We start from the raw sequence: 14,282 nt of genomic DNA on the forward strand, positions 1-14,282 counted from the left end.
GGCAGATTTGCCCCCACAGGATGGGATCAGAGCAGGAAGATGGTTGCCAACCCCAGGAAGATGAAGAAACCACCACTGTCGGTCATGGCGGTAATCATCACACTGGCGCCCATTGCCGGGTCGCGCCCCAGGCGCGCCAGGGTCATGGGGATCAACACCCCCATCAGCGCTGCCAGCAGCAAGTTGAGGGTCATAGCCGCCGTCATCACGACGCCGAGCGACCAACTGCCATACAGCAAGTAGGCCACCACACCGATCACCCCACCCCATACCAGGCCGTTGATCAGGCCAACCGCCAACTCTTTACGCAACAAGCGCGATGAATTGGCAGTACTCACCTGGTCCAGCGCCATGGCACGCACGATCATGGTAATCGTCTGGTTGCCTGAGTTACCGCCGATCCCGGCAACAATTGGCATCAGTGCCGCCAGAGCCACCAGCTTCTCGATCGAGCCTTCGAACAACCCAATCACACGCGAAGCAATAAACGCAGTGATCAGGTTAACGGCCAGCCACGCCCAGCGGTTATGCAGTGAGCGCCAGACCGAGGCGAAAATATCTTCCTCTTCACGCAAACCTGCCATGTTGAGGACTTCGGTTTCGCTTTCTTCACGAATCAAGTCGACCATTTCATCGATGGTCAGACGGCCGATCAGCTTGCCGTTCTTGTCGACCACGGGCGCCGAGATCAAGTCATAACGCTCGAACGCCTGGGCGGCCTCGTAGGCATCCTCATCCGGGTGAAAGCTCACGGTGTCGCTGGCCATCAAGTCAGCCACTTTTTTATCCGGGTCATTCACCAGCAGACGCTTGATCGGCAGCACGCCCTTGAGGATGCCTTCGTAGTCGACCACAAACAGTTTGTCGGTATGACCAGGCAACTCTTTGAGACGGCGCAGGTAACGCAGGACCACTTCCAGGCTGACGTCTTCACGGATGGTGACCATCTCGAAGTCCATCAGGGCGCCGACTTGGTCCTCGTCATAGGACAGCGCGGAGCGAACTCGCTCACGCTGCTGACCATCGAGGGCCTCCATCAGCTCATGCACGACGTCTCGCGGCAGCTCAGGGGCCAGGTCAGCGAGTTCGTCGGCATCCATCTCCTTGGCGGCAGCCAGGAGCTCGTGATCGTCCATGTCGGCGATCAGGGTTTCACGGACGGAGTCGGATACTTCGAGGAGAATGTCGCCGTCGCGGTCAGCCTTGACCAACTGCCAGAGGGTCAGTCGATCATCCAGCGGCAAGGCTTCAAGGATGTAGGCGACGTCGGCGGAGTGCAGGTCATCGAGCTTGCGCTGCAGCTCGACGAGGTTTTGCCGGTGGACCAGGTTTTCGACCAGGTTATTATTTGGGCCATCCTGGCGATGCGTGAGGTCTTCGACCACGCGCTGGCGCTGCAGCAGCTCGATGACTTGAGCCAGGCGATCCTGCAGGCTTTCTTGTGTTTTCTTTACTTCTACTTCGGTCATAGGCGAACTCCACTCCCAGCAGCGGGGCACGCCGGAAGGATCAATCAGTCAATTCATGATTGGTAAAACGGGGTACTGAGTTACTACTGGGTAAGTCCATGGAGGTATTCCACAAGCCCCGGCGGGGCTGACGGGCGCAATGATACACGCTGCGTGCGTTTTAAACGTTAAAAAACTGGAAAGAACAAGCGCTTGCGAACCAAAGCTGAGTATTGGCTGCATCTATGAACTGCGACGACGCAGCCCGAAAGGAAAACACATGAGGCGGGAGAAAAAGAAAAACCCCAGACGGCAAAAAGCCCGCACTAGGCGGGCTTTTTGTTTGTATGGTGCACTCGACAGGATTCGAACCTGTGACCGCTCGGTTCGTAGCCGAGTACTCTATCCAGCTGAGCTACGAGTGCAGATTGTGTTTTTAGACCAGATCACAACTGGTTGGAGCCAAGTCATCTGCATTGCTGCAACTGACTCTTAAATGGTGCACTCGACAGGATTCGAACCTGTGACCGCTCGGTTCGTAGCCGAGTACTCTATCCAGCTGAGCTACGAGTGCATTTGTTGCCGCGCATTATAGGCCGTTCAATCTCTATGTAAAGCTATTTTTTCGTTTAATTTCAACCACTTAACGAAAAAACCAGATTGCAACGTACTAAGCAAATAATGGCGGAGAACGGGGGATTCGAACCCCCGACACCCTTTTGAGGTGTACTCCCTTAGCAGGGGAGCGCCTTCGGCCACTCGGCCAGCTCTCCGCAACACGGGGCGTATATTAACCACGTTCATCCCCGTTTGCAAACATAAAAAACGATAAAAATTAAAGGCTTGGTTCTTCGTCCTTCTCTTTCTTGATCCGCAGGTAGATTTCCTCGCGGTGGACCGCCACCTCTTTCGGAGCGTTAACCCCAATACGCACTTGATTGCCTTTGACGCCGAGCACGGTCACGGTGATTTCGCCATCACCAATAATCAGGCTTTCTGCGCAACGACGAGTCAGAATCAGCATACCTTTCTCCTCACGCATTTCATTTCAGGAACAACAGTCTGCAAAAAAAAGGCCTTCGACCTACAACCAAAAAGGCCATAGACCTACCGCCTAAGTATTGTCGAGCGCACGAAAAAGAACATGCGCCCTACAAAAAAAGGAAAGGCGCGGTAAACCGCGCCTTCCTGGCATTACATCACTCGCCCTGTCGGGCCGGAGCGTCCAGCTCAAACGCGGTATGCAGCGCGCGTACAGCCAGTTCCAGGTACTTCTCTTCAATCACCACAGAGACCTTGATCTCCGAGGTGGAGATCATCTGGATGTTGATGCTCTCTTTGGCCAGAGCTCCGAACATACGGCTGGCAACGCCTGCGTGGGAACGCATGCCCACACCCACGATCGACACCTTGGCAATCTTGGTATCGCCGATCACTTCACGGGCGCCAATCTCGCTCGCGGTGTTCTCCAGGATCTTCAGCGCCGCATCGTACTCGTTGCGGTGCACAGTGAAGGTGAAATCGGTGGTGTTATCGTGCGAAACGTTCTGCACGATCATGTCGACTTCAACATTGGCCTCGCTGATCGGGCCCAGAATTTTGAACGCCACGCCCGGGGTGTCTGGCACGCCACGGATAGTCAGCTTGGCTTCATCACGGTTGAAAGCGATACCGGAAATGATCGGCTGTTCCATGGATTCCTCTTCATCAATAGTAATGAGGGTGCCCGGACCCTCTTTGAAGCTGTGCAATACGCGCAGCGGAACGTTGTACTTGCCGGCGAATTCCACCGCACGGATCTGCAACACCTTGGAACCGAGGCTGGCCATTTCCAGCATCTCTTCAAAGGTGATCTTGTCCAGGCGCTGGGCCACGGACACCACACGCGGGTCAGTGGTGTAGACGCCATCCACATCGGTGTAGATCTGGCATTCATCGGCCTTGAGGGCCGCTGCCAGGGCCACGCCGGTGGTGTCCGAACCGCCACGCCCCAAGGTGGTGATGTTGCCCAGTTCGTCCACACCCTGGAAACCCGCTACAACTACCACGCGACCTGCTTTCAGATCCGTACGGATTTTCTGATCATCAATCTGCAGGATGCGCGCCTTGGTATGCGCGCTATCGGTAAGGATGCGCACCTGGCTGCCAGTGTAGGACACCGCTGGTACACCACGTTTGTTCAGCGCCATGGCCAGCAAGGCGATAGTCACCTGCTCGCCGGTGGACACGATCACATCAAGCTCACGCGCCAGCGGCGCTTGATCACCGCTGATGGCCTTGGCCAGATCGATCAGGCGATTGGTCTCGCCGCTCATGGCCGACAGCACCACCACCAGGTCGTCGCCGGCATCGCGGAATTTCTTAACCTTGTCGGCCACCTGTTCGATTCTTTCGACAGAACCGACCGAGGTGCCTCCAAATTTCTGTACGATCAAAGCCATTTCTAAGCCGCCTCAGCCCGTAAAGGGGCGCCCAATAAACCAATCTTCCAGCACCTGGTCGAGCCCATGACTAGACCATGGGCTCAATCAAAACGCCTTAAATACCCGCCTCGACAAACGGCACGGTCAGGGCCAGGGCCGCGTCCAGGGCACCGGCATCTACACCACCGCCTTGTGCCATGTCCGGACGACCACCGCCCTTCCCGCCCACTGCCGCAGCGGCTTGCTTCATCAAATCACCGGCCTTGAGTTGGCCAGTCAGGTCCTTGGTTACACCGGCAACCAGAACGACCTTATCCTCATGGACACCGCCGAGCAGGATCACTGCGCGGCCGAGCTTGTTCTTCAACTGATCGACCAAGGCCAACAGCGCCTTGCCGTCCTGACCGTCCAGGCGCGTCGCCAGGACTTTCACGCCCTTGACGTCCAGGGCCGTGGCCGACAGATCGTCGCCCGCCGCGCTGGCTGCCTTGGCTTGCAACTGCTCCAACTGCTTCTCCAGCGCGCGATTGCGCTCCAGCACAGCCGACAGCTTGTCGATCAGGTTGTCGCGGCTGCCCTTGACCAGGCTGGCCGCTTCCTTGAGTTGTTCTTCGGCGGCATTAAGGTAGGCCAGGGCCGCAGCGCCTGTCACTGCCTCAATACGGCGCACACCGGAAGCTACGCCGCCTTCGCTGATGATTTTCATCAGGGCGATGTCACCGGTACGGCTGGCGTGGATACCGCCACACAGCTCAACCGAGAAATCGCCGCCCATGCTCAGCACGCGCACGCTGTCGCCGTACTTCTCGCCGAACAGCGCCATGGCGCCCTTGGCCTTGGCGGTCTCAATGTCGGTTTCTTCGGTTTGCACCGGGGTGTTCTTGCGGATCTCGGCGTTGACGATGTCTTCCAGGGCCTTGATCTGCTCAGGCTTGATCGCTTCGAAGTGGCTGAAGTCGAAGCGCAGGCGCTGGCTGTCTACCAACGAACCTTTCTGCTGGACGTGCTCACCCAGTACCTGGCGCAGTGCCGCGTGCAGCAAGTGCGTGGCCGAGTGGTTCAGCGCCGTTGCATGGCGCACGTCAGCATCGACCTGGGTATCCACCGGCGCACCAATGGTCAGGTTGCCCAGCACCAGCACACCGTGGTGCAGGAACGCGCCGCCGGTCTTGGTGGTATCGCGCACTTCAAAACGACCGGACGTCGAACTCAGGAAACCACAGTCACCGACCTGGCCACCGGATTCGGCGTAGAACGGCGTCTGGTCCAGGACCACAACGGCCTCTTCGCCTTCATTCAACACGTCGACCGATTTGCCGTCTTTATAGATGGCAACGATCTTGGCCGAACCCACGGTGGCGTTATAGCCGGTGAACTCCGTCGGCACGTCAACCTTGACCAGGGTGTTGTAGTCCAGGCCAAACGAGCTGGCCGAACGCGCACGCACGCGCTGGGCTTCCATCTCACGCTCGAAACCGGCCTCATCGATGGTCAGCTCGCGCTCACGGGCGATGTCGGCGGTCAGGTCCATCGGGAAACCGTAGGTGTCGTACAGCTTGAACACCACGTCGCCCGGCACCACGGTGCCCTTGAGACCAGCCAGATCCTGCTCGAGGATTTTCAGGCCGTGATCCAGGGTCTTGGAGAACTGCTCCTCCTCGGCCTTGAGCACGCGCTCGATGTTGGCTTGCTGCTGCTTGAGTTCCGGGAAGGCTTCGCCCATCTCGGCAACCAGTGCAGCGACGATTTTGTAGAAGAAGCTACCGGTGGCGCCCAGCTTGTTACCGTGGCGGCAAGCGCGACGGATGATGCGGCGCAGCACATAACCACGGCCTTCGTTCGACGGCAGCACGCCATCGGCGATCAGGAAGCCGCAGGAACGAATGTGGTCGGACACCACCTTGAGGGACGACTGGCTTTCATTGGCGCAGCCAATGGCGGCAGCCGAGGCGCTCAGCAGGTTGGTGAACAGGTCGATTTCGTAGTTGGAGTGAACGTGCTGCATCACCGCACTGATCCGCTCAAGGCCCATGCCGGTGTCGACCGACGGCGCTGGCAACGGATGCAACACGCCATCGGCGGTGCGGTTGAACTGCATGAATACGTTGTTCCAGATCTCGATGTAACGGTCGCCGTCTTCTTCCGGCGAGCCTGGCGGGCCACCCCAGATATCGGCGCCGTGGTCGTAGAAAATCTCGGTGCAAGGGCCGCACGGGCCGGTATCGCCCATGGTCCAGAAGTTGTCGGAAGCGTACGGCGCGCCTTTGTTGTCGCCGATACGGATCATGCGCTCTTGCGGCACGCCGATTTCTTTGGTCCAGATGTCATACGCTTCGTCGTCGGTGGCGTAGACGGTAACCCAGAGTTTTTCCTTCGGCAGCTTCAGCACGCCAGTCAGGAAGGTCCAGGCGAAGGTGATCGCGTCCTTCTTGAAATAGTCGCCAAAGCTGAAGTTGCCCAGCATTTCGAAGAAGGTGTGGTGGCGAGCGGTGTAGCCGACGTTTTCCAGGTCGCTGTTCTTGCCGCCGGCCCGCACGCACTTTTGGCTGCTGGTGGCACGGGTGTAGGCACGTTTTTCCTGGCCCAGGAAGCAGTCCTTGAACTGGTTCATGCCCGCGTTAGTGAACAGCAGGGTTGGGTCATTGCCTGGGATCAAGGAGCTGGAGGCGACACGGGTGTGACCTTGCTCTTCGAAGAAGCGAAGGAAGGCTTCACGGATTTCTGCGCTTTTCATTAGGTTCTTCCACGGAGGCTGCGGCCAAAGGCCAGTGCGCAACATCATCAGACGGAGCGACGGCAAAGGGCCGCATTATATCGGCCCTTTGCCGGTGGTACAGCGTGTTTATGCGATAGAGCAGTTCAATTAGACGGTCTGCAAGGTCATTTGCGCGAAAATTCGACGAATGTCGCCAGCACCTGCTCGATCTGCGCGCGGCTCACATCCAAATGGGTGACCATGCGCAGGCGCGGTGCGGCGCTCAACTTGATCCCGCGCTCGGCGGCAAAGGCTTTCAGGGCCTGGGCCCGGTCGCCGAGCTGCACGTAGACCATGTTGGTCTGTACGGGCTCCACGTCAAAGCCGGCCTTGCGCAACTCATCTCCCAACCATTGGGCGTTGGCATGATCATCGGCCAGGCGCTGCACCTGGTGATCCAGCGCGTACAAGCCCGCCGCCGCCAGGGAGCCGGCCTGGCGCATGCCGCCGCCGACCATCTTGCGCAGGCGCCGCGCCTTGGCGATCAGCGCCGCAGTGCCGCACAACACCGAGCCAATCGGCGCACCGAGGCCCTTGGACAAGCACACCGACACCGAATCGAAATGCTGGGCAATCTCCCGCGCATCCACCCCCAGCTTCACCGCTGCGTTGTAGAGCCGAGCGCCGTCCAAGTGCAAAGCCAGGCCGTGTTCACGGGTAAACGCCCGCGCCTTGGCCAGGTAGTCCATGGGCAGCACCTTGCCCTGCATGGTGTTTTCCAACGCCAACAGCCGAGTACGGGCGAAGTGGAAATCATCAGGTTTGATCGCCGCCAGCACGTGCTCCAGGTCCAGCGAACCATCCGCTTGCACCTCCAGCGGCTGGGGCTGGATCGAACCCAGCACCGCCGCGCCACCGCCTTCGTATTTGTAGGTATGGGCTTGCTGGCCGACGATGTATTCCTCACCGCGCTCGCAGTGAGCCATCAACGCCAGCAGGTTGCTCATGGTGCCGGTGGGCACGAACAACGCCGCTTCGAAACCCAGGCGCTTGGCCAGTTCGGCCTCCAGGAGATTGACGCTGGGGTCTTCGCCATACACATCATCGCCGCTGGCGGCAGTGGCCATTGCGTCCCGCATGCCAGGGGTGGGTTGGGTCACGGTGTCACTGCGCAGGTCGATCACAGACATGAAACAAGCCTCTCAAGTGTTGAGTACGTTCCTTTTGACAGTGATTACTGCGGGCAAAGCCGCACAATATCAAGCCCCGCGTGCATTCAATCGAATACCAACCAAACAAACCGATATAGCCTATCGATACGGCAGCCGTGCAGTTTTTGAAAAACCATGATAAAAACTCTCCGCCGCCAGGGTTCTGGCGGCAACGTTCTCAGGGCGGGGTGTAATTCCCCACCGGCGGTAATTACACGCAATGTGTATAGCCCGCGAGCGCTTGGCGCCTCGAACTGCTCACGCAGGACGGCGACAAGGTCAGCAGACCCGGTGTGATCCCGGGGCCGACGGTCATAGTCCGGATGAAGAGAGAACGGGATTGGCACCTAAGGGCCGCTTATCTTGCGTACCCTTAAATCCCATTCGATTCATATCGCCCTGTTTTTTTCTTAAACAGGAGTCAGAACATGCAACCCACCGCAATCGACAGCAAAAGCAAAAACCACCACGGCGAGCGCGTCGCGTTTATCCAGGCCTGCTGGCACAAGGATATTGTCGACCAATCCCGTAAAGGCTTCCTCGCCGAAATGATCGCCCAGGGCTATCAGGAATCGGACATCGATTTCTTCGAAGTCGGCGGTGCCTTTGAAATGCCCCTGCACGCCAAGCTGCTGGCCAAGACCGGCCGCTACGCCGGCATCGTCGCCGCCGCGCTGGTGGTGGACGGTGGCATCTACCGTCACGAGTTCGTGGCCCAATCGGTGGTCAGCGGCCTGATGCAGGTGCAGTTGGAGACTGAAGTGCCGGTGTTCTCGGTGTCGCTGACGCCCCATCACTTCCATGCGGGCAGTGAGCACCATGCGTTCTTCCATGATCACTTTGTGCACAAGGGTCAGGAAGCGGCCAAGACGTGCGCAGACACCTTGCACAAGGTCCGTGCGATTCGCCGTAGCGAGCCACGCGCCGTAGCGGTCTAAGCAACACTGCAATACAAATGCGGGAACGGGCTTTTGTGGCGAGGGAGCTTGCTCCCGCTGGAGTGCGAAGCGCTCCCAAGATTTTGGGGCCGCTACGCAGCCTAGCGGGAGCAAGCTCCCTCGCCACAAAAAGCCCGCTCCCACATGGGACCGCGTTAAACCTTGAGATTTACGCCAACCCGGCATCCGTCGTCGGCACAATCAAGATCCCCGCCCGCAACCCATTCTTCACCTTCGGGTTCGGGAAGATGATGCGCGCACCCTCCTCCTCGATTACCCAACGGGTCTTGGCCACGTCTTCGGCCAGCAGATAGCCCTTTTCCAACTCAGAAAAATTCTCCACATCCGCTGGCAAATGCAGCAGGAAAGCATCGCTGTGCTTGATCACTTCCCGTGACACGGCAAACAGCTTCAGGCCGTCGAGGCTGCCGGTTTCAGGCTCAGTGCCTTCGATGATCTGCTTGAGACGAGCTTCCAGGCGTGACACGTCCACCCCCTGGTTCTGCCCAAACGGCCGCGCCTTGCCCAATTCCAGGGTGAAGGCCTCGGCGTCGAGTTGCTCGTAGGTAAACGCGGTGAAGGTGATGGACGTCTTGTTCTGCAACAGCACCGCTTCCATGCCTGCGGCGCGCAGGCGCTCAAGCTCACGGCGCGAATGCTGGCGCCCGGCCTTCCACGGGTACAGCGCAAACTGCTCGATCTTCGAACCGCGAATGGCGGTGTGCAGGTCGTAATGCAGGCGCGAACGGTCGGGCAGGCTGAAAAAGCTGCGGGCCAGTTGCTCAAGCTCGGCGGCGCGCATCGCCTCCGGGCCGATGTTTTGTTCGTGACGGCCATTGAACAGCCGGTTGACGTCCAGTTCCAGGTAACGCTCGCCGCGGCGCATGGCCTCGGGGTTGCCGAACAGGAACAGAATACGGTTGCGGGGCTTGATCTCCCCACGGGCAATGCCATGCAACAAGCGGTCGAGCAGTTCGATCGGCGCCGTTTCATTGCCATGGATGCCGGACGATAGCAGAAGGTCGCCACCATGGTCCTTGCCCTGCGGCGGGCGCACTTCAAGTGCGCCCTCGCTGAGCCAGCGCATCTGCACGCCGTCGACAGTCAGTTGAATTTTTTGCGCCGGTTCACGACCGGCGAGGGTCAGTTCAAGCAGTTTGCCGAGGGCGAGCATAAGCACACTTCCTTAGTGATTGCAGCCTGGGCCATGGACGTGATCGTCGTCATCACCTTCAACGTCGGCCGGCTCCATTTCCAGTTGCAGGCTCATCAGGTTGGTGGCCAGTGGGCGCATCAGCAGGTTGGCGTACTCGGCGTCGCCTTCTTCCACGTCCACACCGATCAGCAGTTGGCCGCGGCCGTCGTGCTGGATCCAGATTTCCTTGCCCTGCCACACCACGGCAACGCGGGTGCAGGAGGTTTCCAGCTGGGTGCCGTCGGTGTCTTCAAGAATCAGTTTCAGGGTGTCGGTGGTCATAAATAGCTCTCAGCCGTGCGGTAGTTAATTAATCTGGAAAGGATAAACCGCGCCCAGTTTAAGGATTTGCGTCAGTTCATCCAGTGCCGTCCGGCATTCAAGCAACAACTGCGGGTCAGCCAGGTCGCTTTCCCGCAGGCTGTCGCGGTAATGCTTGCCTACCCACTGGGTGAGTGTTTCGTACAACGGCGCGGTCATGATAACGCCTGGATTCACCGCCGCCAGTTCCGTTTCGTTCAACGCCACGCGCAAGCGCAGGCACGCCGGGCCACCGCCGTTCTGCATGCTCTGTTTGAGGTCGAAGACTTTCACTTCACGGATCAATCCACCGGCGGCGGTCAAGCCTTGCAGGTAGTTCCACACGCGTTCATTGGCGCGGCATTCTTCCGGCACGATCAGCAGCATCGAGCCGTCGGCGCGGGTCAGCAACTGGCTGTTGAACAGGTAGGAGCGTACTGCGTCCTCCACACTGACCTGGGCGCGGGGTACGCACACCGACTGAAAGTTACCGCCCACCTTGGCCAGCTTGGCTTGCAACTCGGCGAGCATCTGATCGGTATTGAGGAAGGCGTCCTCGTGATAGAACAGCACCTCGCCGTTGCCGACTGCGATCACGTCGTTGTGGAACACGCCGGCATCGATCACTACTGGGTTTTGCTGGGCGTAGACCACGCCTTCATCCTTCAACCCATGCAAGCGCGCAACGGCCTGGGAGGCTTCAAGGGTCTGGCGCGCCGGGTATTTTTGCGGCGCGGGGTAACGCGGGTCGAACGCACTGCGGCCGAACACGAAAAACTCTACGCCGGCTTCGCCGTACTCACGGCAAAAACGTGTGTGGTTGGCTGCGCCTTCGTCACCAAACTGCGCCACCGCTGGCAACGCGGCGTGATGGGCAAAGTGCTTCCCGTCAGCAAACATCGCCCCCAGCACGCGACTGGTGGTGGGGTGCTCGATGCTGCGGTGGTATTTGCAGTTGAGGTTGGCAGCGGTGAAATGCACGCGGCCATCGGCTGTATCAGCGCTTGGGCTGACGGTGGCGGCATTGGCCACCCACATGCTCGACGCCGAGCAACTGGCGACCAACAACGGCATGGCGTCCTTGGCCGCTTGCTGGATGACCTGGGCGTCGGTGCCGCTGAAACCCAGGCTGCGCAAGGCGGCCACATCAGGACGTTCTTGAGGCGCCAATACGCCCTGCACAAAGCCCATGTCCATCAGGGCTTTCATTTTTTGCAGGCCCTGCAACGCCGCTTCCTTGGGGTTGGAATGCTGCTGGCTGTTGCTTTGGGACGCGACGTTGCCGAACGACAAACCGCCGTAGTTGTGGGTCGGCCCCACTAGACCGTCAAAATTGACTTCATAGGATTTCATCGGCGAGGCTCCACGAACATCTGTTTTTATAGGCAATTTTCAACACAACTCAAACCCAATGTGGGAGCGGCTTTTGTGGCGAGGGAGCTTGCTCCCGCTGGGCTGCGCAGCGGCCCCAAGATTCTGGGAGCGCTTCGCACTCCAGCGGGAGCAAGCTCCCTCGCCACAGCAAGCCCCCTCCCACATTTTTAGATCAGTGTTATCCCAGGGGTCAGTGTTGCTGGCACCAACAAGGTCGGTGTTTCCAACGACGCCACCGGGTACGCACAATAATCCGCCGCGTAATACGCACTGGCGCGATGGTTGCCCGAAGCCCCTACCCCACCGAACGGCGCAGTACTCGCAGCACCGGTCAGTTGTTTGTTCCAGTTGACGATCCCGGCGCGGCTTTCCAGCCAAAACTGCTGGTAGCGCGCTTCGGAGTCCGACAACAAGCCCGCAGCCAGGCCGTACTGGGTGTTGTTGGCCTCGACAATCGCCGCTTCGAAATCCGCATAGCGAACCACCTGCAACAGCGGGCCGAACAGCTCTTCGTCTTCACGCTCGGTCACGCCAGTCACGTCGATGATGCCCGGCGTGAGCAACGCCGCCTGATCCTGCGGCTGGGTCATTTCCAGCAGCGCCACGGCACCGTTGGCCAGCATCAATTCCTGGGCGTCCATCAACGCTTTGGCGGCGGCGAGGGAAATCACCGAGCCCATGAACGGTGCTGGCTGCTGATCAAACGCGCCAACCTCGATAGTCGAGCTGACCGCCACCAAACGCGCCAGCAACGCATCACCCCAAGCGCCTTCCGGCACCAGCAGGCGACGAGCACAGGTGCAGCGCTGGCCGGCCGAGATAAACGCCGACTGGATAATGGTGTAGACCGCCGCATCCACATCGGCCACTTCATCGACCACCAGCGGGTTGTTGCCACCCATTTCCAGGGCGAGGATCTTGTCTGGGCGCCCGGAGAATTGCTGGTGCAGATGATTGCCGGTGCGGCTGGAACCGGTGAAAAACAAGCCGTCGATGCCCGCGTTGGCCGCCAGGGCGATACCGGTTTCCCGCGCACCTTGCAGCAAGTTCAACACACCCGCTGGCAAACCGGCTTCGATCCAGCATTGCACGGTCAGCTCGGCGACTTTCGGGGTCAGCTCACTCGGTTTGAACAGCACGGTATTACCCGCCAGCAACGCCGGCACGATATGCCCGTTCGGCAAGTGACCAGGGAAGTTATAAGGGCCAAACACCGCCACCACACCGTGGGGCTTGTGGCGCAGCACGGCGGTGGCGTCGCCCAGTGGGCCGCTCTTCTCGCCGGTACGCTCGCGGTAGCTTTGCACCGAGATGGCGATCTTGTTGGCCATGCTGGTGACTTCGGTGGCCGATTCCCACAGCGGCTTGCCGGTTTCCTCACCGATGCAACGGGCGATTTCATCAGCGCGTTTTTTCAGAGTGGCGGCGAACGTTTCCAGCACACCAATACGTTCTTCCAGCGAGCGCTTGGCCCAAGCCGGGAATGCCTGGCGTGCAGCCTGCACGGCAGACTCAACCTGCTCGGCGGTGGCGCCATTGCCAGCCCACAACACTTGCTGGGTCACTGGGTTGCGTGATTCAAACAGCTCACCCTGCCCGGCCAGCCAGCTACCTGCGATATACAGCGAATTCATTACTTGGACTCCCGAGCAGCAGACAACGGAACAGCACGCACTTGATCACCCACTACCAGTTGCAGGCGCTTGGCAGTCTGTGGATCGACCACCAAGGTGCCTGCCGCCAGACGGGCCGGAGCGGCGGTAATGCGGCACTCCTCGCGCTTGCGGTTATGGATCAGGAACGGCGTGGCGTCGTCCCCTGGCGTGCCGATGGCCAGTACCAGCGACTGGCTGTCGCGCACCGCACGGATCTTGGTGGTTTCACACTCCACCGCCGGGCCCGCGTCAAAGATATCGACGTAGCCCTGGTAGCTGAAGCCTTCGCTCTTGAGCATGCTCAGCGCCGGTTCAGTGTCCGGGTGGACCTTGCCGATCACATTGCGAGCGTCTTCGGACAGGAAGCAGCTGTACAACGGAAACTTGGGCATCAGCTCGGCGATAAACGCCTTGTTGCCCACGCCAGTGAGGTAGTCAGCCTGGCTGAATTCCATCTTGAAGAAGTGCCGGCCCAGGCTTTCCCAAAACGGCGAACGCCCGGCGTCGTTGGACACACCGCGCATCTCGGCGATGATCTTGTTACCGAACAGCTGCGGGAATTCGGCGATAAACAACATGCGCGCCTTGGCCAACATGCGGCCGTTGAGGCCGGTGCGGTAGTCGGCATGCAGGAACAGCGAGCACAGCTCGGAATTACCGGTGAGGTCATTGGCCAAAAACAGCGTCGGGATCTCGCGGTAGATGTTCAGCTCCTGGGAGGCGCTGACGGTCAGGCCCACCCGGAAGTTGTACCAGGGCTCACGCAGGCCAACGGCGCCGGCAATGGCGGAAATGCCCACCACACGGCCTTCGTCGTTTTCCAGCACGAACAGGTAGTCGGCATCGCCACGCCCAGCGTCGCCGCGAAAGGTTTTCTCGGCCCAGCCAACCCGGTGGGTCAGGCGCTCTTCGTTGGCCGGCAAGGTGGTGAGGCCGGTGCCGGTGCTGCGCGCCAGATCAATCAGGGCCGGTAAATCGCTGCTGCGTACGGGACGAACGATCATGCTATCTCCTCAGACGGGCGGCTGCCTGGCAGCCACCCG

12 protein-coding genes, 3 tRNA genes and 1 riboswitch are annotated in these 14,282 nt (G+C 59.6%); of the genes, 2 read left to right on the forward strand and 13 right to left on the reverse strand.

Going from position 1 to position 14,282, the window contains the following annotated elements:
* Positions 1–26: 26 nt before the first annotated feature.
* The 8 genes from mgtE to ltaE all read right to left on the reverse strand — a co-directional run bounded on the left by mgtE (position 27) and on the right by ltaE (position 7,756).
* Complete coding sequence (gene mgtE, locus ACLD1Y_RS13590; protein ID WP_135291620.1) at positions 27–1,469, reverse strand: magnesium transporter; 1,443 nt, start codon at positions 1,467–1,469, stop codon at positions 27–29.
* A 327-nt stretch (positions 1,470–1,796) separates the two neighbouring features.
* Positions 1,797–1,873 (reverse strand) — tRNA-Arg (locus ACLD1Y_RS13595).
* Between the two features lie 72 nt (positions 1,874–1,945).
* Positions 1,946–2,022 (reverse strand) — tRNA-Arg (locus ACLD1Y_RS13600).
* Between the two features lie 108 nt (positions 2,023–2,130).
* Positions 2,131–2,221: transfer RNA gene (locus tag ACLD1Y_RS13605), tRNA-Ser, on the reverse strand.
* A 62-nt stretch (positions 2,222–2,283) separates the two neighbouring features.
* The gene (gene csrA / locus ACLD1Y_RS13610; protein ID WP_003175645.1) at positions 2,284–2,472 is read right to left on the reverse strand and encodes a carbon storage regulator CsrA; all 189 of its coding nucleotides are present in this window, start codon (positions 2,470–2,472) and stop codon (positions 2,284–2,286) included.
* Positions 2,473–2,647: 175 nt separating this feature from the next.
* Positions 2,648–3,889 carry an aspartate kinase gene (locus ACLD1Y_RS13615; protein WP_429478448.1) on the reverse strand — a complete coding sequence of 414 codons (1,242 nt, stop codon included), beginning with the start codon at positions 3,887–3,889 and terminating at the stop codon, positions 2,648–2,650.
* A 97-nt stretch (positions 3,890–3,986) separates the two neighbouring features.
* On the reverse strand, positions 3,987–6,605 hold the full coding sequence (gene alaS, locus ACLD1Y_RS13620; protein WP_429478449.1) for an alanine--tRNA ligase: 2,619 nt from the start codon (positions 6,603–6,605) through the stop codon (positions 3,987–3,989).
* Between the two features lie 146 nt (positions 6,606–6,751).
* Positions 6,752–7,756 (reverse strand): low-specificity L-threonine aldolase, encoded by a 1,005-nt coding sequence (gene ltaE, locus ACLD1Y_RS13625; RefSeq protein ID WP_429478450.1) that lies wholly within the window; start codon positions 7,754–7,756, stop codon positions 6,752–6,754.
* Between ltaE and ACLD1Y_RS13630 the strand changes: the two genes are divergently transcribed.
* Positions 7,755–7,916 (forward strand): hypothetical protein, encoded by a 162-nt coding sequence (locus tag ACLD1Y_RS13630; RefSeq protein ID WP_429478451.1) that lies wholly within the window; start codon positions 7,755–7,757, stop codon positions 7,914–7,916. The two genes, ltaE and ACLD1Y_RS13630, sit on opposite strands and share 2 nt — an antisense overlap.
* Before the next feature lie 31 nt (positions 7,917–7,947).
* A riboswitch (FMN riboswitch) is annotated at positions 7,948–8,117 on the forward strand.
* Between the two features lie 88 nt (positions 8,118–8,205).
* The gene (locus ACLD1Y_RS13635; RefSeq protein ID WP_101272595.1) at positions 8,206–8,715 is read left to right on the forward strand and encodes a 6,7-dimethyl-8-ribityllumazine synthase; all 510 of its coding nucleotides are present in this window, start codon (positions 8,206–8,208) and stop codon (positions 8,713–8,715) included.
* Between the two features lie 169 nt (positions 8,716–8,884).
* Here the strand turns inward: ACLD1Y_RS13635 and astE are convergent, their stop codons facing one another.
* The 5 genes from astE to astA all read right to left on the reverse strand — a co-directional run bounded on the left by astE (position 8,885) and on the right by astA (position 14,243).
* On the reverse strand, positions 8,885–9,889 hold the full coding sequence (astE, locus tag ACLD1Y_RS13640; protein WP_429478452.1) for a succinylglutamate desuccinylase: 1,005 nt from the start codon (positions 9,887–9,889) through the stop codon (positions 8,885–8,887).
* Between the two features lie 12 nt (positions 9,890–9,901).
* Positions 9,902–10,192 carry a hypothetical protein gene (locus tag ACLD1Y_RS13645; protein ID WP_003214319.1) on the reverse strand — a complete coding sequence of 97 codons (291 nt, stop codon included), beginning with the start codon at positions 10,190–10,192 and terminating at the stop codon, positions 9,902–9,904.
* A 24-nt stretch (positions 10,193–10,216) separates the two neighbouring features.
* Positions 10,217–11,563, reverse strand: coding sequence for an N-succinylarginine dihydrolase (gene astB / locus ACLD1Y_RS13650; protein ID WP_429478453.1), 1,347 nt, complete (start codon positions 11,561–11,563; stop codon positions 10,217–10,219).
* A 188-nt stretch (positions 11,564–11,751) separates the two neighbouring features.
* On the reverse strand, positions 11,752–13,218 hold the full coding sequence (gene astD, locus ACLD1Y_RS13655) for a succinylglutamate-semialdehyde dehydrogenase (protein ID WP_429478454.1): 1,467 nt from the start codon (positions 13,216–13,218) through the stop codon (positions 11,752–11,754).
* Positions 13,218–14,243, reverse strand: coding sequence for an arginine N-succinyltransferase (gene astA, locus ACLD1Y_RS13660; RefSeq protein ID WP_016979796.1), 1,026 nt, complete (start codon positions 14,241–14,243; stop codon positions 13,218–13,220). Before astA ends, astD begins: the two co-directional genes overlap by 1 nt.
* Positions 14,244–14,282: the final 39 nt, after the last annotated feature.

Origin of the sequence: Pseudomonas sp. 18175 (genome assembly GCF_050432925.1) — a bacterium.
Taxonomy (GTDB): domain Bacteria; phylum Pseudomonadota; class Gammaproteobacteria; order Pseudomonadales; family Pseudomonadaceae; genus Aquipseudomonas.